At 66.2% G+C, this 21,529-nt stretch carries 10 protein-coding genes; 8 read left to right on the top strand and 2 right to left on the bottom strand.

Translation table 11 applies throughout. The features are described from left to right. Positions 1-40 precede the first annotated feature (40 nt). Positions 41-10,579 (top strand): LysM peptidoglycan-binding domain-containing protein, encoded by a 10,539-nt coding sequence (locus ACP7EG_RS25355; RefSeq protein ID WP_426089859.1) that lies wholly within the window; start codon positions 41-43, stop codon positions 10,577-10,579. Positions 10,580-10,594: 15 nt separating this feature from the next. Here ACP7EG_RS25355 and ACP7EG_RS25360 read toward each other — a convergent pair whose 3' ends face one another. After that, positions 10,595-11,545 carry a 2-hydroxyacid dehydrogenase gene (locus ACP7EG_RS25360; protein WP_426089861.1) on the bottom strand — a complete coding sequence of 317 codons (951 nt, stop codon included), beginning with the start codon at positions 11,543-11,545 and terminating at the stop codon, positions 10,595-10,597. A gap of 350 nt (positions 11,546-11,895) precedes the next feature. Then, positions 11,896-12,561, bottom strand: a complete 666-nt coding sequence (locus ACP7EG_RS25365; protein ID WP_426089863.1) for a hypothetical protein — start codon at positions 12,559-12,561, stop codon at positions 11,896-11,898. A gap of 233 nt (positions 12,562-12,794) precedes the next feature. Here ACP7EG_RS25365 and ACP7EG_RS25370 point away from each other — a divergent pair, with 233 nt between their 5' ends. The 7 genes from ACP7EG_RS25370 to ACP7EG_RS25400 all read left to right on the top strand — a co-directional run bounded on the left by ACP7EG_RS25370 (position 12,795) and on the right by ACP7EG_RS25400 (position 21,490). After that, complete coding sequence (locus tag ACP7EG_RS25370; RefSeq protein ID WP_426089865.1) at positions 12,795-14,993, top strand: TonB-dependent receptor; 2,199 nt, start codon at positions 12,795-12,797, stop codon at positions 14,991-14,993. A 97-nt stretch (positions 14,994-15,090) separates the two neighbouring features. Beyond that, on the top strand, positions 15,091-15,990 hold the full coding sequence (locus tag ACP7EG_RS25375; RefSeq protein ID WP_426089867.1) for a hypothetical protein: 900 nt from the start codon (positions 15,091-15,093) through the stop codon (positions 15,988-15,990). A 44-nt stretch (positions 15,991-16,034) separates the two neighbouring features. After that, the gene (locus tag ACP7EG_RS25380) at positions 16,035-17,192 is read left to right on the top strand and encodes a sensor histidine kinase (RefSeq protein ID WP_426089869.1); all 1,158 of its coding nucleotides are present in this window, start codon (positions 16,035-16,037) and stop codon (positions 17,190-17,192) included. Positions 17,193-17,320: 128 nt separating this feature from the next. Continuing rightward, positions 17,321-18,775, top strand: coding sequence for a circularly permuted type 2 ATP-grasp protein (locus ACP7EG_RS25385; protein ID WP_426089871.1), 1,455 nt, complete (start codon positions 17,321-17,323; stop codon positions 18,773-18,775). Continuing rightward, entirely contained in the window at positions 18,769-19,713 is a 945-nt protein-coding gene (locus tag ACP7EG_RS25390) for an alpha-E domain-containing protein (RefSeq protein WP_426089873.1), read from the top strand. The genes ACP7EG_RS25385 and ACP7EG_RS25390 overlap by 7 nt, the downstream gene beginning before the upstream one ends. Beyond that, positions 19,713-20,522 carry a transglutaminase family protein gene (locus ACP7EG_RS25395; protein WP_426089875.1) on the top strand — a complete coding sequence of 270 codons (810 nt, stop codon included), beginning with the start codon at positions 19,713-19,715 and terminating at the stop codon, positions 20,520-20,522. Before ACP7EG_RS25390 ends, ACP7EG_RS25395 begins: the two co-directional genes overlap by 1 nt. An 89-nt stretch (positions 20,523-20,611) precedes the next feature. Then, the gene (locus ACP7EG_RS25400; RefSeq protein ID WP_099763788.1) at positions 20,612-21,490 is read left to right on the top strand and encodes a peptidase; all 879 of its coding nucleotides are present in this window, start codon (positions 20,612-20,614) and stop codon (positions 21,488-21,490) included. The last annotated feature ends 39 nt before the right edge of the window (positions 21,491-21,529 follow it).

Here is a 21,529-nt window from a genome sequence, read left to right on the forward strand (position 1 = left end):
CCGCCCTGGACATCATGACTGATTCAAGGAGCAAGTTCGTATGGCCACCACCGATACCGCGCTGGAAAACCTGCAGCAAGCCATCGTCGACGCCGCCAGAAGCGGCCCGTTCGCCCTCGATGCCGCCTTCCTGGAAGCGGGCCTGGCCGACCCGGACGTCGCGCCGCCCGAAAAATTCGACGCCATCATCGGCCAGGCATTCCAGATCGACGCGGCGCAGTTCCTGATCAGCTGCGCGGCAGCCGACGTGGGCGCCGTGAGCGACGGCGTCTTTACAGTCAGCAAGGCGAGCCTGCCCTTCATCGGCGGCCTGCTGCAAACCCCGGCCACGCTGGTGTTTTCCACGCAGCCGGCCGCCGCGCGCACGCCGGGCGACAACGGGGATGACGACGGGGATGACGCGGCCGTGCTGGTGGTGCAGGTGGCCGCCAGTCCCGCCGACTGGAACTGGGATAGCAGCTTTCCCTTCATGGGCGGCTGGCCATTCAGCGAGTTGCCGCTGGCGGGCGCGCTGCTGGTATTTTCCAGCGCCGACGGCGTCTATCCATGGGGGGGCGACGGCGGGCTGTCCGTCACGGGCGGCGCCAAGCAGAACCTCAGCGCCAGTGTGGCCCTGCCCGCCTTCGTGACGCCATTTCTGGAACTATTTTCCGACCTGGCGGCGCCGCCGGGCAAGCTGCAGATCGGCGGCTACCTGGACATGGCGCTGTACGACGGCAAGACGTTCGAACTGGGCGGCCTGATGCCCAGCGGTGTGCTGTCGGCCACGCTCAGCGAGCTCGACTGCACCTTCGCCGGCTACCTGCGCGTGGCTGCGCCCAGCCTGACCGTGACCATCCCGCCGCCCGTCGATGCGGCGCCGCCCGACGCCCTGCTGCTCGACGGCGGCATGCAGCTGCTGCTGCGCGGCGACGGCGAACCGGACGACGAGGAAGCGGCCGACGGCGACCAGGCCGCCACCTTGGCCCTGACGGCGACGCTCAGCGTGGAAGGCGCAGGCGCCACCGACTACACGCTGTCGCTGCTGCTGCAGCCATCGAACGCCGACGGCGACGGCAACTACGCGGTCAGCCTGGAAGCGGGCAGCGACGGGCCGCCCCTCAGTCCCGGCGCCGCCATCAGCCTGATCGGCGGGGGCGCCAGCTATTTCCGCGCGACCCCGGCCGTGCTGCAGGAGTTCCTGACGTCGTTCGGCCTCGGCGGCATGACCATCAGTGGCAGCATCCCGCCCAAGGCGCCGCCCACGGTGGACCAGGTCACGCTGCAGCTGCGCACCGTGCGCGGTCTCAGCTGGCAGCCTATCCCGGCGCCCACGCCCGCGCTGAGCTTTACCATCACCTCGTTCTTCCTCGACTGGACGGCTTACCAGCCGCTGGCGAGCAAGGCCAGCGGAAAGTCGCGCTATGAATACCTGTTCGGCACCACCTTCACCCTGTTGCCCACGGTATTTCGCAACCTCGACGGCACGCCGGGCGGCGAATTCGACGTGCAGTTCAACTCGGCGCAGCTGTTCCAGGCCAGCTTTCCCGGCAAGGCCACGCTGTCGGACTTTCTGTCCGTCGTCTCGAACGGCCTCGTCAGCCTGCCCGACAGCATCCAGGCCGAGGTGTCGAATATCGCGCTGAGCATAGACGGCGCGGCCCAGTCCTTCGCGTTTTCCAGCGACTACGCCATCAGCCTGTCCTTCCTGACGGTGGGCGGCGCGCCCATCCTGAGCATTTCGGACGGCCAGATCAGCCTGTCGGGCATCAGCGCCACGGTGGCCGCGGACAAGCAGGAAGGCGCGCTGGCCCTTGTCGAGGCCGGCAAGGCGGGCGCCGGCACGGCCTGGGCCGGTTCCATTTCCGGCTTGCTGGGCGTGGGCGCCAGCCTGCAGGCGGCCGTCAGCGTGGCCTACAGCAGCCAGGAAACGCCGCCCCGCTGGACCCTCTCCGCCTCCCTCGCGCAAGAACTCGACGTGGGCGAGATGATCAAGCAATTCTTTGCCGCCGGCGGCATCTATGATTTCCCCCTCTTCTTGCCGGGCAACCTGAAGATTTCCGCGTTCGCCATCGAAGCGGTCATTCCCAGCGGCAAGCCCAGCACGGACCTGGCCACCAGCTACACGGTCGACACCACCTTTACCTGGCTGTTCATGCTTGGCCAGCAACAGATCGGCTTGGAGAAAGCCACGCTCTCGGTGCAGTATGACGGCGCCAAGCCGACCGCGCAGCAATTCTCGGGCAAAGCCGATGCCGTATGGATCTATACCGCCATCAATCTGAAACTGGGCTTCGGCTATGCGTTCCAGCCGACGGACAAGGGGCCGAACCACACGCTGTACGTGAGCTGGGAAGGTTTCACGGCAACCTATACCAGCGGCAACGAGATGCTCAGCTTCACCTTGGCGGGTTGGTCTCTGGGCAGCCTGATCCAGGCGCTCGTGCGCACGCTGGGCGATCCGTATTTCGTGCTGCCGTCGCCGTGGGACTTGCTGAACCAGGTCACGCTGGACGGCCTGTCCATCAACGTGTCGCTGAAAACCGGCGAAAAAAACCGCCTCAGCGCCACCTACACGCTCAGTTCCCCCCTCAACCTCGGATTCATCGTCATCCGCAGCATCGTCTTCAAGCGCAATACGGACGGCAAGGTGACCCTGGCACTGGACGCCAGCGTACCGCCATTGCTCAAAGGCAGCATGGGCGACTTGCTGGACCCGGACAAGGGACAGGACGTGGAAGAGATGCCCAGCGTGCCGGGCGCCGGTTCCAGCTATTTCAAGGTCTTCCTGCTGATGTTGGGCCAGCGCGTGGCCATCAATGGCGCGTCCGACTTCAGCTCGACCAAGGCCGTCATCGACGCGCTGGCCGGCGTGCCGCCCACCACGGGCAAGAACAATCCCGTCAACCCGGGCAGCGGCGTGCAGGGCCAGCCGTATTACCAGCCGGACAGCAACTGGCTGATCGCCGCGCATTTCGGCGTGCTGCAGACGGCCGGCGTGTGGGCCGTCGACGTACAGATCGTCTTCAACGATCCCAACCTGTACGGCTTGCGCCTGACCCTGGGCAGCCCCAAGATGGGCGGCCTGGCCGGCCTGGTGGTCGATATCCTGTACAAGAAGATCAGCGACGACGTGGGCCTGTTCCAGATCGACTTCACCTTCCCCGACAGCATACGCAACCTGAACTTCGGCGCCGTCAGCGTGGTGCTGCCGATGATAGGCATCAAGATCTACACGAATGGCGATTTCCTGATCGACATCGGCTTTCCCTACAATATGGACTTTACGCGCTCGTTCAGCTTTAGCGCCATCGTCTACGGCGTGCCAGTGATGGGCTCGGGCGGCGTGTATTTCGGCAAGCTGTCGAGCGCGACGGCGACGCAGGTGCCGAAAACCGATCTCGGGTATTTCAATCCCGTCATCGTCTTCGGCCTGGGCCTGCAGCTGGGCCTGGGCTACAACTTCGTCAAGGGGCCGCTGAAAGCCGGCTTCGCGCTGACCGTGTTCGGCATCATCGAAGGCGTGATCGCCACCTACCATCCGTACGACCGCAGCAACGCCGTCGCGCTGGCCAACGCCGGCGCGTCCGGCAGCGTACAGGACAGCAGCTACTTCAAGCTGACGGGCACGTTCGGCGTGATCGGCATGCTGTACGGCGAAGTGGACTTGAAGATCATCAGCGCTTCGCTGCTCGTCAATATCACCGTGTCGGTGCAGATCGGCTACGAATCCTACCGCGCCATCCCCCTGTCCGTGACGGCCTCGGTGCGCATCAGCCTGCGCGTCAAGATCGACCTGGGCATCTTCAGCTTCACCATTTCCGTGGGCTTTTCCGCCACCGTCAGCGCACAATTCCGCATCGGCAGCGACAGTCGCGCGCCGTGGGATGGCGGCGGCGCGCTGCGCCTGGACAGCCTGGCGCGCGGCCGCGCGCGCACCTTGCCGATGGAACTGCAGGCCGCCATGCTGCGCGCCGGGCCGCGCCGCCAGCCGCGACGCGTGCTGCGCACCGATGCCAAGCCGCTGCTGCAACTGGTGACGGCGCCACAATTCACGGTGCTGGCGCCGCAGGGCGCCACCGCCAGCAGCGCGCAGCAAGGCGCGTTCGTCTGCCTGTTCGCCATGGATGCACCTGACCCGGCCGCCGGCGGCGCGGGGACAGGCAAGACCTCGTTCGACCTGCTGTGCAAGGCGTATTTCCCGTGGCTGCTCGACGCCTTGCAGCCGGCGACGCGGGCCGACGACGCGGCGCTGGACCTGGCTGCCGCCGCGACCGCCAGCGTCACTTTGGCGCAGCTGGTGGCGGGCATCCAGGTGCTGGCCGACCCCGCCATGCAACCATTCGGCATGGGCGACCTGCTGCAGTTCCTTGCCGACAGCTTCATCGTGAACATCAGCGCGCCGGGCGCCAGTATGGACGGCGCCACGCTATTCCCGCTGTTCGACGGGCTGCGGCTGGATGTGCCCGACCCGCAAGGCGGCGCCGGCACGCAAGCGATCGACCTCGAGACCTACGCGACGGCGACGGAACAGTACCGCAGCACGGTGGCCGGCGTGCTGCGCCAGGTGGCAGCCAAGGTGGGCAAGGCGCCCGCCAGGCCCGCGCTGCTGGCGCAGGACGACGCTGGCGCCGAATCGATGGCGGCCTTCATCTTCGTCGACGTCTTCAGCCTGATCGGCCGCGCGCTGCTGCAATCGGCCATCGATGCCTTCGACAATTACAGCTATGCGTTGCAGCCAGGCGACAGCATCGCCAGCATCGTCGCCGCCTTCAACCTGGCCGGCAACGCCATCGACGCGGACGACGTGTCGCTGCCGAATGCCACGTATGGGCTGAACGGCGCGCTGCCGCTGCAGGTCGGCGGTCTGTCCGCCGTGATCCAGGCCGGCGATACGCTGGCAGCCATCGCCGCCCGCTACACGGATCCGGCCGGCGCTGGCGGGCGCTGGCAAACCACTGCGGCCCAGCTGATCGGCGCGAATGCGGCGCCGCGCGCGCTGCGCACGGGCGTGACGCTGGTCTTCGACTTCGGCGCCGGCGCCGTCAGCCACGTTACCGCGCCCGGCGACAGCTTCGGCGCCATCGCCGCCGCGCTGGGCGTGCCGCTGGCCGCCCTGGCGCAGCAGGCATCGCTGTATGCGCGCACCGATCTGCTGCTGCCGACGGCCCTCCTCGCCGTGCCGCCGCTGGCCTATGCATCGGTTGCCGGCGATACACTGGCCAGCATCGCCAGCCGCTTCGCCACCACGGCCGCCGCGCTGGGGCGCGACAATGCCGGCGTCGCCGATCTGTTCGCCGCGGCCCCGGGCCGGCTGGCCATCGCCCGCCTCGACGCCTTGCCGCTGGAGCAGCTGTGGTGCGGCGTGCAGGCCAGCGGCGCCGTGGCCCAGGCCGCCGGCCAGGTCGCGCGCTTCATCACCTATGGCTTGCGCCTGCCGGTGGCGGCGGGCCTGAGCCTGTCGCCATCCTTCCTGTATAGCAAGACGCAGACCGACTACGCGCTGTACCAGCTGACGGGGCAGCAATTCCCCACGCCCGCCAGCGCCGCCGGCGGCTACCGCATCGGCCTGGGACGCAATGCCATTTCGCATGGCGTCGCCCTCGATTTCATCACCTTCGCCGGCGCGCCCGGCACCAGCCTGCCCATCGACCTGGACGCCGCCTACGGCTTGCTGTCGGGCGTGCTGGCGTATGCGCAGGCGGGCAGCTTCGTGCCGTCGCCTGCGCTGCACCTCCTGCCGCTGGCTTCCTTGCAGCCGCGGCAGTTCCCTGCGGCAGGCTACGCCGCCTGGATCACCGCCGACCTGGCGCGCCTGACGGCCGTGACGTCCGGCGCCGCTTCAGCGGCGCGCGCCGCCAGCCAGGCCACGCCCGCGCCGTATCTGTGGCAATTGCCCGACGCCATGCTGGCCAGTATCGCCCAGCGCCAGGATACGCTGCAGGCGCTGTACACGCAGGCGCAGTACGCGGACATGCTGGCCCTGATGCCCGCCTATCGTCCCCGCATCGGCAACACGCCGCCCAACAGCAGCAGCACGGTGTTCCAGGACTTGAGCGGCTATGCCTACGCCACGCGCGTGGACTTCCAGATCACGCGCATGCCGGCCGCCACCGTGGCCACCAACGACGCCAGCGGCACCGCGCTGGCCAGCGCCGCCACCCTGGCCCACGTCTACGAGCTGGTGGGACCGTCGGCCGCCGATGCCCAGCGCCTGCAATACCTGCTGAGCGGCATGGCCGCCGTGGGCGAAACCCTGGTGGCCGGCCTGTTTCTGCTGTATAGCGAAGGCGGCAGCGACCAGGTGGCGCTGACGGGCCAGGCCGATGCCGACTACCTGTGCTTCCTGACGCAAACCAATCTGTCCACGGAAAGCCATCCACCGGCCAGCCGCATGCTGCTGGACGCGGCGGAGACGGCCTTGCCGCGCGGCATAGCCAACAGTCCCTCGCAATTCATCAAGCTGCTGTGGGAGCAATCGGTGGTGCGCGGCGGCGGCTACTATCTGTATTTCGAGGACATGGTGTCGGGCGCTGGCCTGCCCCCATCCGTCTTCGACGCCACGGGCACGGCCACGCTGACGCTGGTGGTTCCGCTGGCGCGCCCGGCGGCGGGCGCCGCCGACACCGTGCCGAACTTCGTCAACGCCCTGCTGACAACGCAGGCGATCGATCCGCAGCAGGACGTGCTGGTGTTCGAATCGCTGAGCAAGCCGGCCAAGACCCAGCCTTTGGCCCACGCCGCCACGAGCACCCTGACCGTCCTGGCCGCCACGTATGGCATGGGCGTGGGACAGCTGGCGCAGCAAAACGCCGTGCGGCCGCTGCGCGCCGGCGCCAGCGTGCCAGTGGGCGGCATCCTGCACCAGCTGAACCAGCAAGACATGGCCGCGCCCGCGCAAGCGCTGGAGCAGCTGGCCGCGTATTACTCGGCCGGCGCCACCCCGCTGAGCGCGGCGCAGATCGCCGCCTACAATCCCGGCGTGACGGTGGCGCTGGGCGCGACCATGCGCATTCCGCCGCTCGTCTATCGCGTGCCAGCCACGTCTGACGCTCCCGGCAATACCTTCACCGCCCTGGCTGCCTACTATGGCTTGTCGGTGGACGCCTTGGCCCTGGGCGCGGCCGCCACCGCGGGCCTGTACGCCGATGGTGCCGTGCTCGACGTCGACAGCCTGGCCCTCGATGCGCAAGCGACCTTGGCGCCGGGCAACCTGTCGTTCCAGCTCAAGCGAAGCAACGACGGCGTGCCCGTGCTGCCGCCCGATCCCACGCCGCAGCAACAGCAGCAATATGCGCAAGCGACCCTGTCTGCGCTGTACAACACGCTGTCGGCCGGCCTGGGCCACAACCCGTATTTCCTGCCCAGTCCCTACAGCCTGCCCTTCGGACCGCAGGACCATGCGAACGACAGCGACGGCGGCAACGATGGCGAAGCGCACCGCCGGCGCTATGCGGCTGCGGCCCTGGCCGATTACGACTATCGCCAGGCGCTGGGCTACCTGGGCAACAACAGCGACGGACGGCCATTCGCCACGCTCAATGCGGCGCCGGCCAATCCGCCGGCCGGCCTGCCGCCCGCCGCCGACAATCCCTACCTGGGCGTGGGCGGCCATGCGTCGCTGGCCCTGCGCTGGCAAGACCTGTTCGGCAACACCACCGTCACGCCGTTCGAGGCGCCGCCGGCCGGCTACACGGGGGCGCTGGACCAGGCCCCCGCCGCGCTGCGCTACACGGATCGCCTGCTGGGCCTGTCCGCCTGGCCGAAAGTCCAGGCCAGCTACCTGTACGACACGGATGCGGGCGGCGCACCCGCGCTGCTGCTGACCTTGCGCATGGATGGCCTGGCGTATGCCACGCCAGCCGACGCGGCGCAAGACTTGCCCACCTACCAGCGCCTGTACTTCCAGCTGCACCAGGACTATACGGGCCTGGGCGTGCCCGGACTGAGCGGAAATGCGGTGAGCATTTCCCTCAGCAACTCCCTGCTGGCCACGCCGCTGCAGCCGCTGGGCGAGGCACAGTCGCGACAGGTGCGCGACTTCGTCGCCGCCTGCGCCATCTACTTGCAGGCGCTGGCCGGCGGCGGCAGCGCCACGGCGCCCGCCGCCACGCTGTCGGTGCCGGTACCGCTGGCGCAACTGGCCAGCGCCAACCGCATCGCGCTCGACGTGGCACTGGTGCTGACGCGCCAGGCCATCCTGCTCGACCCCGTGCTGGCGGCCCTGCCGGACGGCGCCAGCGTGGTCAGCGCCGTGCTGCCGCAGGCCGACACGAATGGCGGCGCGTCCAGCTACACCACGTTTGCCAAGGCGCTCGAAGCGTGCCTGAAGACGCCGCAATGGTCGATGCGCGCTGGCGCGGGTCTGACGCGCGTGGGTAGCGCCGGCCAGCAGACGCAGCAGTTGTTCGCCGTGCGTTTCAGCGACACGCCCGGCCAGGGCATCCATTTCCGCCTGGGCCAGCAGGCCAGCTACTACGCGCCGCTGCCGGTCGCCAATTCGCTGGAAAGCCGCATGGTCAGCATCGACGCCTATCCGACCAATACGGCGCATGCGCTGACGCTCAATAGCGTCGACCTGAACCTGTGGCTGCAAAGCTGTCTCGACGCCATCGACAAGTTCCTCTCGGCCACCTATGCGCCGCCCGCCTACATCCTCGATCGCCTCAACGGCATCGCCGATCCGCTGCAGAGCGGCCAGTTGGGCCTCGTACTCAAGGCGAAACAGACGCTGGCCGACGCCATCAGCGCCACGGTCAGCCCCGTGCTCAGCAGCAGCGCGGCGGACGAAGCCACGCGCGTCAGCGCGGCCGCCACCATGCGACAGCAGCTGCTGACCACCCTGGGGCCGGCCTTTGCCGCCGGCGCCGTGGTAGTGTACGGCGTGGACCAGATCACGGGCGTGGACGGCATCTACGCGGCCGGGCCGCCCGCGCTGTACGGCCAGCCCGCCGGCGCGGGCGCAGCCGGCGGCACTGCGGACGACGCGGCCGGCGACGGCAACCAGAACTACACCTTGTTCCCGACCCGGCTGCCGCTACAAGGCACGGCCGCGCCAGAGCAGAGCCGGCTGTCATTCAACTTCATCTCGAAGAATGTCGAAGGCCAGGCCTATGTGCCGCTGGACTTGCGCTATCAGATCACGCACATGGAATTCGACCAGCAATTCGTGCCCGGCATCGAAAACTACGCGCAAAGCCAGTGGCTGCTGTTCATCACCGGTCCGTTCGAGGTAGCGCTGGGCAATGGCACGCAATATATCCCCGTGCTGAACCGCGCCCTGCCCGTGCCGCCCACGGTCAACCGGCAGACCGCCACCGCGTCCGCCGCGCCGCAGGCCGGCCGCATGCGCCTGGCCGCCAACAGCTTGCAACCGGCCCAGCTGGCCCAGTGGGATTACAGCTTCAGCTATACCTATCGCCAGGCGGCGCAGGATGCCGTGCATGTCAGCGTCGTGCTCAACGTGCCGCCGCAGGCGGCCAGGCTGTCCGCGGCAGCCGGTCCCGACCTGTTTACGGCGCTGGCCGCCTTCGTCAGCAACTATCCGCTCATCTCGGCCGACCTCGACGCGTTCCTCGCGCCCCTCGATGGCAAGCAGGATACGGCCGATAGTATCGCCAAGGCAACACTGGCCACCACCGCCTTCCAGCAGCTGGTGACCCAGGTGGCAGCCAGCTATGGTGGGCATTTCGGCGCGGCGCGGCTGGCGGCGGCGCAAGGCGAAGCCAGCGTGGCCGTGGAATTCGACGCGCGCCTGGAAGACCATGGCGGCGACGCCTGGTATGCGCTGCTCAATGTCACCGTTGGCGGTGCGCCCGCCACCTACGACCCGCTGGCCGGCACACTGAGCAACGGCGCCGTTAGCGTGCCCGTGCCCGTGCTCGACATCGATGCGCAGCAGTACCGGGCCACGCCGGCCACGCCCACGCCGCCCGATGCGCTGCTGGCCTACCGCTACGCGGCCATCGCCGCCGACGCGCCCGACCTGTCGTTTGCCGCCGCACTGGCCAATACCGGCCGCGAGGTGCGCATGCCAGGGCTGAACGTGATGGTGTACAAGAACGCCCAGGCCTCGCTGTACGTGCAGCGCAATCGCTACCTGTGCCCGCCCAGCCAGACGCAGGTGTCGACCATGCATGCCTTCCTGTACCAGACGCCGGTCGTCAAGTTCAGCGACCCCATCCTGCCACGCCTGAGCTGGCAAGGCTATGATTTGCGGCAAGTCGCACCGGTGGGCGGCAGCGATGTGGCGGCCTACATGAGAGGCTTCTTCAGCGCCCTCTTCACGGGCGCCTCGGGCAGCGTGCGCATCGCCATGGATGGCAGCTATTCCTACAGCGTGATGCCGGCCGTGGCGGGCTTTCCCCGCACCTCGCTGCCGGTCAGCCTGCTGCCGGCCGTGCTCGCGCCCATCGATGCGGCCCAGCCTCCCGCCGCGCCGATGGCGCTGGTGGCCCAGGTGCAGCAATGGTATGACACGCAGCAGCCGACCACGGGTGGCGGCGCCGCCATGGATTTCCGCCTGAACTTCTTTACGGACGGCGCGCCAGAGCAACTGCTGCTGTCGCTCGAAGACGTGCGCTGGGTGGTGCGGCCCTGACGCGGCGGTGCAGCGTCAGGGCACAGGGGTGCGCAGCGGCAGGCCGGCAAAGTGCGCGGCCAGGTTATCGACCACCAGTTGCCCCATCGCATGGCGCGTTTCCACGGTCAGGCTGCCCACGTGGGGCGTGAGCACCACGTTCGGCAAGGCGCGCAGGGCGTTTGGTACGCGCGGTTCATCCGCAAACACGTCGAGACCGGCCGCGCCCAGGTGGCCATCCTGCAAGGCGGCGATCAGGGCATCTTCGTCGATCAGCGCGCCACGGGCGATATTGATCAAGGTGCCTTGCGGGCCGAGCGCGTCGAGCACGCTGCGGTCGATGCTCTGGCGCGTGGCCGGCGTGCCCGGCGCGCATACAAAGAGGTAATCGCTTTCCTGCGCCAGGGCCAGCAAGGATTGCGCACGCGGCACGGCTGTGCCCGTGATGGCGCGCGGCTGAAAGTAGCGCACCTTGACGCCGAAGGCAGCCAGACGCAGCGCGATGGCCTGGCCGATCTGGCCGAAGCCGAAGATGCCGGCCGTTTTGCCACGCAGGCTGGAGGCTGGCGCGATCGCTTCGCGGCGTTCCCAGCCGCCGTCGCGCACGAAACGGTCGAGCGCCACGATGTGCCGCGCGCTGGCCAGCAGCAAGGCCAGCGCCAGGTCGGCCACGTCATCGGTCAGCACGTTCGGCGTGGTGGTGACGGCGATGCCCCGTTCACGCGCCTGGTCGAGCGCCACGCCGTCGAGGCCCACGCCGTTGACGGCGATGATTTCCAGATGCGGCAGCAAGGCCATGTCGCTGGCATTCAATCCCAGCGCGCCCGTCGTGACGACGGCGCGGATGGCCGGCGCCCGCTCGGCCAGCCAGGCGTGGCGCTCGTCCGCCGGCACTTGCCAGGCGTGATGGCAGGTGTATTGCTGCTCCAGCTGCGCGTTGACGGCAGCCGAGGGACTGGGGGCGAGAATGAGGAGTTCGGGTGGCATGGGCGTCCGGGTCGGTATCGGCAAGATTTGCAGACGCAACTTAGCATATTTGCGACCCTGCGGGGGATGGCATCGCCTGTTACCGCCCCTAAAACCCTGCCCGCCGCGCGGTTTTTGCCTGGCATGGATCACTCTTGCATCATGCGTAGGTCGGCTTAGCCCAACGGCCGTAAGCCGACAAGCACCGCCACGAAGATTGTCAGATTACGCTGCGCTAATCTGACCTGCGCAGCTAGAGCGCGGTCCGGCGCGCGATCTCCTGGCATGTATCACCCTTACGCCATGCGTAGGTCGGCTTAGCCCGCAGGGCGTAAGCCGACAGGCACCGCCACAACGATGGTCAGATCGCCTCAACCCGGGCAAGGCACGCGTTTGACCTTGCCGCCCGTCTTGAACGGATCGGCGCCCGCGCCCGGGTTCGCATCCAGGCCATAGCAGGTGGCGCCGACGGCGCTGACGACGCGCGTGGCGGGCCGGCCATCGGCCGTCAGGTATTCCTCCACGCGGATGACGGGGCCGCCGCGCCAGGCGGAGGCGACCAGTTTCTGGAAGCTGCTTTCGCTCTTCAGGTCGGCTGCGGCCAGCCAAGGCTTGTCTTGTTTCAGTTCGCCACGCAGGGCCTTGTCGGCGGCCCCCGCCGCCAGCCGGGCGCGCGTGCGCAGGTCCGCTGTGGATGGCGCCGTGGCGGGCGCGGCGGGGAAATCCTCGGCGGGAGCCGTGATGGCTTCCGCAGCCACGGCCGGTGGCGCAAGGATGACAGGCGGCATACTGGCCCGCGCGCGCGGCAATGGAAGCGGCATGGGCAACGGCAAGGCCATCGGCGGCGTCTGCGGCGGCCGGGACGGCAGCAGGGTCATGAAGGCCACTTCCGTGTATTGCTTGAGCTGCCGCGCTGGCAGCAACAGGAAGTACAGGCCCAGCGCGTGCATGGCCAGGATCAGCGCGACGGCCGCGCTTCTCAAGCTCAAGCCCCCCTGCAGGCGCATGGAGGCGGGTAGATGGCGGTGCAATGGCATGCGGTTTCCTGTGGGCGCCGGGCGCGATCACTCATTCTAGCGAAATGGTGCGACAAGCATTGATAAATCCACAAGGTATCGTCTGGCGCGCCTTTTTCCGGCAGATTCCAGTGCCTTGGCTCGCCGTGTGTTGTACGAATGGCGACTTTCTTTCAACATTCTCACACTTTCCCACGCACCGCGGCGCGCTGGAATATAATGATAATCATTCTCATTAATATCCAGATAACTCCATGCGCACCTTCCGCCTCGTCCCTACCCCGTTCGCCCTGGCCGCCTTCCTGCTGGCCAGCAGCGCCGCCCATGCCCAGACCACGCCGGCCGGCGACGCGCAAACCATGCCCACGGTGCTCGTCAACGCCTCGGCCGATGCGTCGGCAGAAGGCTTGTCGAAAGCGTATGCGGGTGGCCAGGTGGCGCGCGGCGGACGCATGGGCATACTCGGCGCCGTGGACATGATGGACTCGCCATTCGGCAGCACCAGTTACACGCAGCAATTTATTGCCGACCAACAAGCGCGCAGCGTGGGCGACTTGCTGCAGAGCGATCCGGCCGTGCGCATGTCGCGCGGCTATGGCAATTTCCAGGAAGTATATGTGATCCGCGGCTTCGCTCTCGATTCCGATGACGTGGCGTACAACGGCCTGTACGGCGTCTTGCCACGCCAATACGTATCGCCGGAACTGCTCGAGCGCGTGGAAGTGTTCCGTGGCGCCAGCGCCTTCCTGAACGGCGCCGCGCCGGGCGGCAGCGGCATCGGTGGCGCCATCAATCTGATGCCCAAGCGCGCCGGCAATGCGCCGCTGACGGAATTGACGGTGGGCGTGGAATCGGGCGGCCACGCCTATGCTGCCATCGACGTGGCGCGCCGCTTCGGCGACAAGCAGGAATTTGGCGTGCGCGTCAACGCCGCCAAGCGCCAGGGCGAGACCGGCATCCAGCGCGAAGACCACGACGTGGGCATGTTCTCCGTCGGTCTCGACTACCGCGGCCGCAACTATCGCCTGTCGGCCGACGCGGGCTACCAGAATTTCAACCTGACGTCTCCCCGCCCATCCGTCGGCATTGGCAGCGTGGCCATGCTGCCTGGCGCGCCCGGCGCGGCTAAGAACTTCGCCCAGCCCTGGAGCTATTCCAAGGAACACGATGTGTTCGGCACGGCGCGCGCCGAAGTGGACCTCGCCAAGGATGTGGTAGCCTGGGCCGCGTTCGGCAGCCGTTCGACCAAGGAAGCCAATAGCCTGGCCGAACCGTCATTGACCTCGATCAACGGCGACGCCACGGTGTCGCGCTTCGACAATGCGCGCAAGCAGGAAATCCGCACGGGCGAAGTGGGCATTCGCGGCAAGCTCGTCACGGGCGCCGTCAAGCACACGCTGGTGGCCAGCTGGTCCGGGCACTGGAATGAAGCGAAGAATGCGTATGCCATCGGCGACGCGTTTGCCACCAATATTTACGCGCCCGTCAATGTCGCCGCGCCGGCAACCCCCTATACGGACGGCATCATGAGCGACCCGCGCATCACCCAGAAAACCATCCTCAGCAGCTATGCCCTGGCCGACACCATGGCCTTCCTCGACGACAAGCTGCTGCTGACCGTGGGCCTGCGCCGCCAGCAGATCAAGGATGCCGGTTACGACTACAACACCTCGGTGCTGCAAGGCAAGGCCTATGACGAGAGCGCCACGACGCCCGTGGCAGGCATCGTCTTCAAAACCAGCAAGAACGTGTCGCTGTACGCCAACTACATCGAGGCGCTGGTCAATGGACCGGCGGCCACGGGAACGTATGTGGAAAACGGCCAGCGCTTCAATGTCGAGAACATGGGTGAGGTGTTTGCGCCGTACAAATCAAAGCAAAAGGAAATCGGCGTCAAGTATGACGGTGGCAAGCTGGGCATGAGCGCCGCCCTGTTCACCACGGCCAAGCCCTTGCTGGCCGTGGTCGGCAAGCGCGCCGAACTGGCTGGCGAGCAGCGCAACCGAGGCCTGGAGTTGTCGATTTTCGGCACGCCGATGCAGGGCGTGCGCCTGCTGGGCGGCTTGACGTGGCTCGATGCGCAGCAAAGCAAGACCGACGTGGCCGCCAACAATGGCAAGCGCCCCATCGGCGCGCCGGAAACACAGGTGAGCGTGGGCGGTGAATGGGACGTGCCCGGCGCGCCAGGCTTGAGCCTGAACGCCCGCAGCATCTATACCTCGACGCAATATGCGGACCTGGCCAACAACAAGCAACTGCCATCGTGGACCCGCCTCGACATCGGCGCGCGCTACCTGACGCAAGTGGCGGGCCATGACGTGACCTTGCGCGCCCGCGTGGACAACGTGACGGACCGCAACTACTGGTCGTCGGCTGTTTCGTCCTTCAACATCGGCTCCTTGGTGCTGGCGGCGCCGCGCACCGTTGTCGTGTCGGGCAGCGTGGCGTTCTAAAGCAAGCTCCGCCCTCCTGCGCCAAAGCTGCCCCCGGGCAGCTTTTTTTTCGCGTGCGCGCCTGTGCCCGGGCGCGCGATTCGGCGACAATGCCCGCATGAAACGACTCCCTGCCCTGCTGCTCTTGCTGTGCCTATCCCTGCCGGTCGCTGCCCAAAAGCAAACCGCCTGCCCGTATGCCGCCTGGAAGAGCGGCTTCAAGGGCGATGCGCGGGCGCAAGCCACGTGTTTGCTGCGCCCTGTGAAACTGTATGCGCGCCTGGGCGACAGCGCGCCGCTGCCGGACTTTCTCGATGCCCGCATCGGCCAGCGCACCGGCATCGCCCCGGCCCGCCTGCGCGCCTGGCTGGCCGGGCAAGGCATAGCCGAAGCGGACGTGGGTGGCGCCGTCGATGCCCCGTTGTCGCGCGCCGTGGGCCGGCTGGCGGCGCCCATGGCCCGCTTTTTCGTCATCCACGACACCAGCTACCCGAATTTCTTGTTAGAAACCATTCCCGACCACATCAACGACGCCAGCTGGGACTTCAACGACTTCAGCTTGCGCAATCCGGCGCTGGGCGGCGGGCCGAAAGGCCATGTCTACGTGAACCGACTCGGCGATTCCTTGGCCGTGCGCGACTTTGGCACGCCCGGCTATGCCAGCAAGCTGGAAAAGGACAAGCCGTCGCTGACGGGCCTGTTCCTGCACGTAGAACTGGTGCAGCCGCGCCATTCCGTGCCCGGTGGCGGCAAGGGCAACGACGGGCTGGCGCCCGATCCCGGTTTTACGGCCGAGCAATACGACCGGCTGGCCCTGCTGTACATCGCCGCCAGCGTGCGCAAGGGTACGTGGCTGATCCCTGCCTTCCACGCCGTGCTCGACACGGGCTTTGTGAACGGTCATGATGATCCACAGAACTTTTCGCTGGCCGACTGGTCAGCCTCGCTTTCCCGCCTGCATGCGGCCCTGCGGCTAGCCAATACTGAACAACAAGGCGTTTCCCTGGCGGCGGATTAGGCGCATACTATTCGAAGCATAGCCATTCCTGTCAGGGAGTTCAGGTGAATATTGGCACGGATCATCCGGCGGATCGCCAGGCCAGCGCACGCCATCCACTGCAGCGCGCGCAGCGCCTCTTCGCCATGCGTGATGCCGTCCTCAGCGCCTGGGAGCAGCGCGTGCGCGCCAGCGTGCGCGGCGCCGACCAGTTGCTCACGCCCATACTCATCAATACCTTGCCCGCCTTTTTCGACAACCTGGCCGAAGCGCTCACGCCGGGCCATCCGCGCGAAAACGCCACCAGCAACAGCAACGTGCCCGCCGTGCATGGCAATGAACGGGCGCGTATGACCAATTACGGGCCGGAACAGGTGATCCAGGAATACCAGATCTTCCGCGATTGCTTTGCCGCTACCGCGCATGCGTCGGGTATCACCCTGCGCGGCAAGGATTGGCAAGTGATCAACGCATCGATCGATGTGGGCATCCGCGAATCGATACGCGAATTTACCAACATGCACGAAGGGTTCCGGCGCCGCATCGCGGCCGGCCTGTCGCACGACATGCGCAATCCCCTGGCCGTCATCAGCACCAGCGCCCAGTTGCTGCTGCGGCAGGCGGACCCGGAACGGGTGGTCTTGCTGGCGCACAAAATTGCCGAGCACAGCAAACGGCTCGACAGCATGATCGAGGAATTGCTCGATAGCCTCAGCTACCACCGGGGCCAGCGGCTGCCTCTGGCGCTGAGCCAGTTCGACGTGCTGCCGCTGGTGCACGCCGTGGCCGGCCAGGTCAACCTGCAGCGGCCCGGCAAATGCCAGGTCAGCGGACAATCCGTCACCGGTTGGTGGTGCGAGAACTCGCTGCGGCGCGCGCTGGAAAACCTGCTGAGCAATGCCCTCAAGTACGGCGACGATGCGCCCGTCAATGTGCACGTGGAAGCGGTCCACGAGCGCCTGATGCTCACCGTCCACAATGGTGGCCACGCCATCGCGCCGGAACAAGCCGAACGCATCTTCGACTACTTGCGCCGCGAAAACGACAGCCCCGCGCCGGGCTGGGGCATCGGCCTGCCCTTCGTGCAAAATGTAGCCGAAAGCCACGGCGGCAGCATCGCCGTCGACAGCGCACCCGAAACGGGCACCAGCTTCATCTTCGACGTGCCCGTCGATTGCCGTCCGTTCGTCCAGCCCGCCGACGGCCCCAAGAGTGATACCTGACGCACCAAACGGGTGCAAAAGATGGTGCAATGCCACAAAAGTGGTCATATTCACACCTTCCTGCGGCCGCCCCGCTGGCACGCTTCCTGCTGAGCTATACATAGACACGGCTCAAGGGAAATCACAACATGGCAAATTTTTTCAATGAAATGACTGCGGATGAGGTGGGTACGGACAGCAAGGTACGTGAACACTATCGTGAATTTGACAACTGGCTGGCGCAGCAATCCCCCGAGACCATCGCCCGCAAGCGGGCCGAAGCCGACCTGACGTTCCGCCGCGTCGGCATCACGTTCGCCGTGTATGGCGACGATGCCGGCACGGAGCGCCTGATACCGTTCGACACCATCCCGCGCATCATCCCCGCTGCCGAATGGGCGCAGATGCAAACGGGCCTGGTGCAGCGCGTGCAAGCCTTGAACATGTTCCTCCATGATATTTATCATGAGCAAAACATCATCAAGGCGGGCATCATTCCCGCCGAGCAAATCTACAAGAATGCCCAGTACCGCCCTGAAATGCAGGGCATTGCCGTCGCCTCCGACATTTACGCCCACATCGCGGGTGTTGACATCGTGCGCGCGGGCCAGGGCGAGTTCTATGTGCTGGAAGATAACTTAAGGGTGCCGTCCGGCGTGTCCTACATGCTGGAAGACCGCAAGATGATGATGCGGCTGTTCCCGGAATTGTTCGCGCGCAACCGCATCGCCCCCGTCGACCATTACCCGGACATGCTGCTCGACAACCTGCGCTCCGTCGCCCCGATGGGCGTGGACGACCCGACGGTCGTCGTCATGACGCCGGGCATGTACAACTCCGCCTACTTCGAGCACGCGTTCCTGGCCCAGCAAATGGGCGTGGAACTGGTCGAAGGCAAGGATCTGTTTGTCAACGACAACTCCGTCTACATGCGCACCACGCGTGGGCCCAAGCGCGTCGACGTGATTTATCGCCGCGTCGACGACGATTTCCTCGATCCGCTGGCCTTCCGCTCGGACTCCTCGCTGGGCGTGCCGGGCCTGCTGTCCGTGTACCGCGCCGGCAGAGTCACCCTGGCGAACGCCATCGGCACGGGCGTGGCCGACGACAAGTCGATTTACCCCTTCGTGCCCGACATGATCAAATTCTACCTGTCGCAAGAGCCGATCCTCAACAACGTGCCCACCTACCAGTGCCGCAAGAGCGCCGACCTGTCCTACGTGCTGGCGAACCTGGCAAAACTCGTCGTCAAGGAAGTGCATGGCGCGGGCGGCTACGGCATGCTGGTGGGGCCGGCCTCAAGCACCGCGCAGATCGAGGACTTCCGCCAGCGCCTGCTGGCCAATCCGGGCGGCTACATCGCCCAGCCGACCCTCGCCCTGTCCGCCTGCCCCACGTATGTGGATGCCGGCATCGCGCCGCGCCACATCGATTTGCGCCCGTTTGTGCTGTCCGGCAAGACGATTTCCATGGTGCCGGGCGGCCTGACCCGCGTGGCGCTGGGCGAAGGCTCGCTGGTGGTCAACTCCTCGCAAGGGGGCGGCACCAAGGATACCTGGGTACTGGAAGAGACATCCGCTTTTGCAGGAGAGAAAACATGCTGAGCCGCACCGCCGATCATTTGTTCTGGATGGCCCGCTACACGGAGCGGGCGGAAAACACGGCGCGCATGCTCGACGTCAACATGCAAACGTCCATGCTGCCCCAGTCCGAGCAGGACGCCGAGCAAGGCTGGCGCGCCACCCTGGGCATTTCCGAGCTGCAAAGCGCGTATGACCACAAATATGGCCGTTTCCACACACGCGACGTGCTCGACTTCATGGTGCGCGACCCGAACAACCCGTCGTCCATCCTCGCCTGCCTGACGGGCGCGCGCGAAAATGCCCGCGCCGTGCGGGGCACGTTGACGACGGAAGTGTGGGAAATCCAGAACGCCACCTGGCTCGACATGCAGAAGCGCCTGAAAAGCAATCTGCTGGAAACGGACCCCAGCGCCTTCTTCGAATGGGTCAAATACCGCTCGCATCTGTCGCGCGGCGTCACTTTAGGCACCATGCTCAAGGATGAAGCGATCCACTTCATCCGCCTGGGCACCTTCCTGGAGCGGGCCGACAACACGGCGCGCATCCTCGACGTGAAGTTCCACGGCGCGCGCGACACCTCGAAAGACATCACCCAGCGCGACTTTTACTACTGGGCGGCCCTGCTGCGCTCGGTTTCCGGCTTCGAAATCTACCGCAAGGTCTACCGCGACGTGATCACTCCGGCACGCGTGGCGGAACTGCTGATGTTGCGCGGCGACATGCCCAGGTCTTTACTTGCCTGCATGGATGACGTGGTGGAAAACTTAAAGCATATCCGCAACGATGTGTCGGCCGATACGGAACGGTTTGCAGGGAAACTGCATGCGGAGCTGAAATTCGGCCATATCGACGACATCATGAAGGCGGGTTTGCACGTGACCCTGACGGAGTTTCTGGAAAACATCAACGACCTGGGCAACCGCGTCAGCCGCGATTTCCTCGTTCCCTTGGCGGCCTGATGCAGCTCACCATCCGCCACGAAACCCATTACGCCTACAGTGCGCCGCTGGCCTACACCATCCAGCAGCTGCACCTGACGCCGCGTATCGAGCCGCAGCAGCGGGCACTTTCCTGGCAAATCACCACGCCGGGCCAGTGCCACGCCTATACGGATGCCTACGGCAATCTGTCGCACATGCTGACCATCAATGGCAGCCATCATTCGCTGAGCCTGGTCGCGCACGGCGTGGTGGACACCATTTACCCGTACAAGGGACGCCTGAACCTGATCGATACCTTGTCGCCGCTGTTGTTTACCATGCCGACAGCCCTGACGCAGGCCAACCCCGCCATCCTCGAACTGGCGGCTGCCAGCCTGCCCGACCGGCGCGTGACGGCGGGAACGGGCCATTTGCTGCGCCTGGCCGAGCACATCGTCGGCAAGGTGGCCTATGAAAGCGGCGCCACCATGGTCACCACCACGGCAGGCGACGCGCTGGCCCTGGGGCGCGGCGTGTGCCAGGACCATGCCCATCTGTTCCTGGCCTGCTGCCACGCCTGGGGCATCCCGGCCCGCTATGTCTCCGGCTATATCGATCCGGGCACGACGGGCCATGCGGCCAGTCACGCCTGGGTCGATGCCTGGACGGAAGACACGGATTTCGCGGGCTGGGTCAGCATCGACGTGACCCATGCGCGGCTGATGACGGATGCGTATTGCCGCCTGGCCATCGGGCGCGACTACGATTCAGCCGCCCCCGTGCGCGGCGTGCGCCAGGGTGGCGGCACGGAAACGTTAAGAGTCGATGTGCAGATCGTGCCCGTGTAGTGGCAAGAATGAGGCTGGCCGGACCTTGCCAGCAGGTGGCACGGCTCGGCTGGTGTAGAATGCTTCCCCCTTTGACTTGATTTACGACGATGACTTATTGCATAGGCATGCGCCTCAACGAAGGCCTGGTCTTCCTGTCCGACTCCCGCACCAACGCCGGCGTGGACCAGGTGGGCACCTTCCGCAAGATGAGCGTGTTTGAGAACCCGGGCGACCGCATGCTGGTCCTGATGACGGCTGGAAACTTGTCGATCTCGCAAGCGATCCGCCAGATCGTCTCCGAACACGTGGATGCGGATGGCCGCAGCATCTGGAACGTGGCCAGCATGTACGATGCGGCGCGCATCGTGGGCGACGCCGTGCGCACCGTGCACCAGCGCGAAGCGAAGGCCCTGGCCGAGTGCGGCATCGATTTCAATGTCAGCTTCATTTTAGGCGGCCAGATAGGCGCCGAGCGCTGCCGATTGTTCCAAGTATATTCAGCCGGCAATTTCATCGAATCGCACGATGAAAACACGTATTTCCAGATCGGCGAAGCGAAATATGGCAAGCCCATCATCGACCGGGTCATCAACCCGTTCACGCGCCTGGACGAGGCGGCCAAGTGCGCGCTCATTTCCATGGATTCGACCCTGCGCTCGAACATTTCCGTCGGCTTGCCGCTCGATCTGCTCGTCTACGAGACGGGCAGCCTGGCCGTCACGCGCTTCGTCACCATTGATGAAAAGAACCAGTATTTCCGCATGATCCGCGACACCTGGGGCGAACAATTGAAACATGTGTTCGAAGGCATCGTCGATCCCGTGTGGAATGCGGCGCCGGAGACCACGACGAACGTGCTGTCGTCCGCCAACATGCACAGCAAGCCCGTGCGCGTGGCCATCCCCGAGCACGTGAGCCGCGGCGGCCTGACCGTGGCGCCCCTGCAATCGCTGGCGCAGCAGTTCAGCGACGACAAGCAGCATTGACCGGTGACGCTACCGCTGCGCAAGGCGCTGGACAAATCG

The sequence above is a fragment of the Janthinobacterium sp. PSPC1-1 genome (assembly GCF_049897625.1).
GTDB lineage: Bacteria > Pseudomonadota > Gammaproteobacteria > Burkholderiales > Burkholderiaceae_D > Janthinobacterium > Janthinobacterium tructae.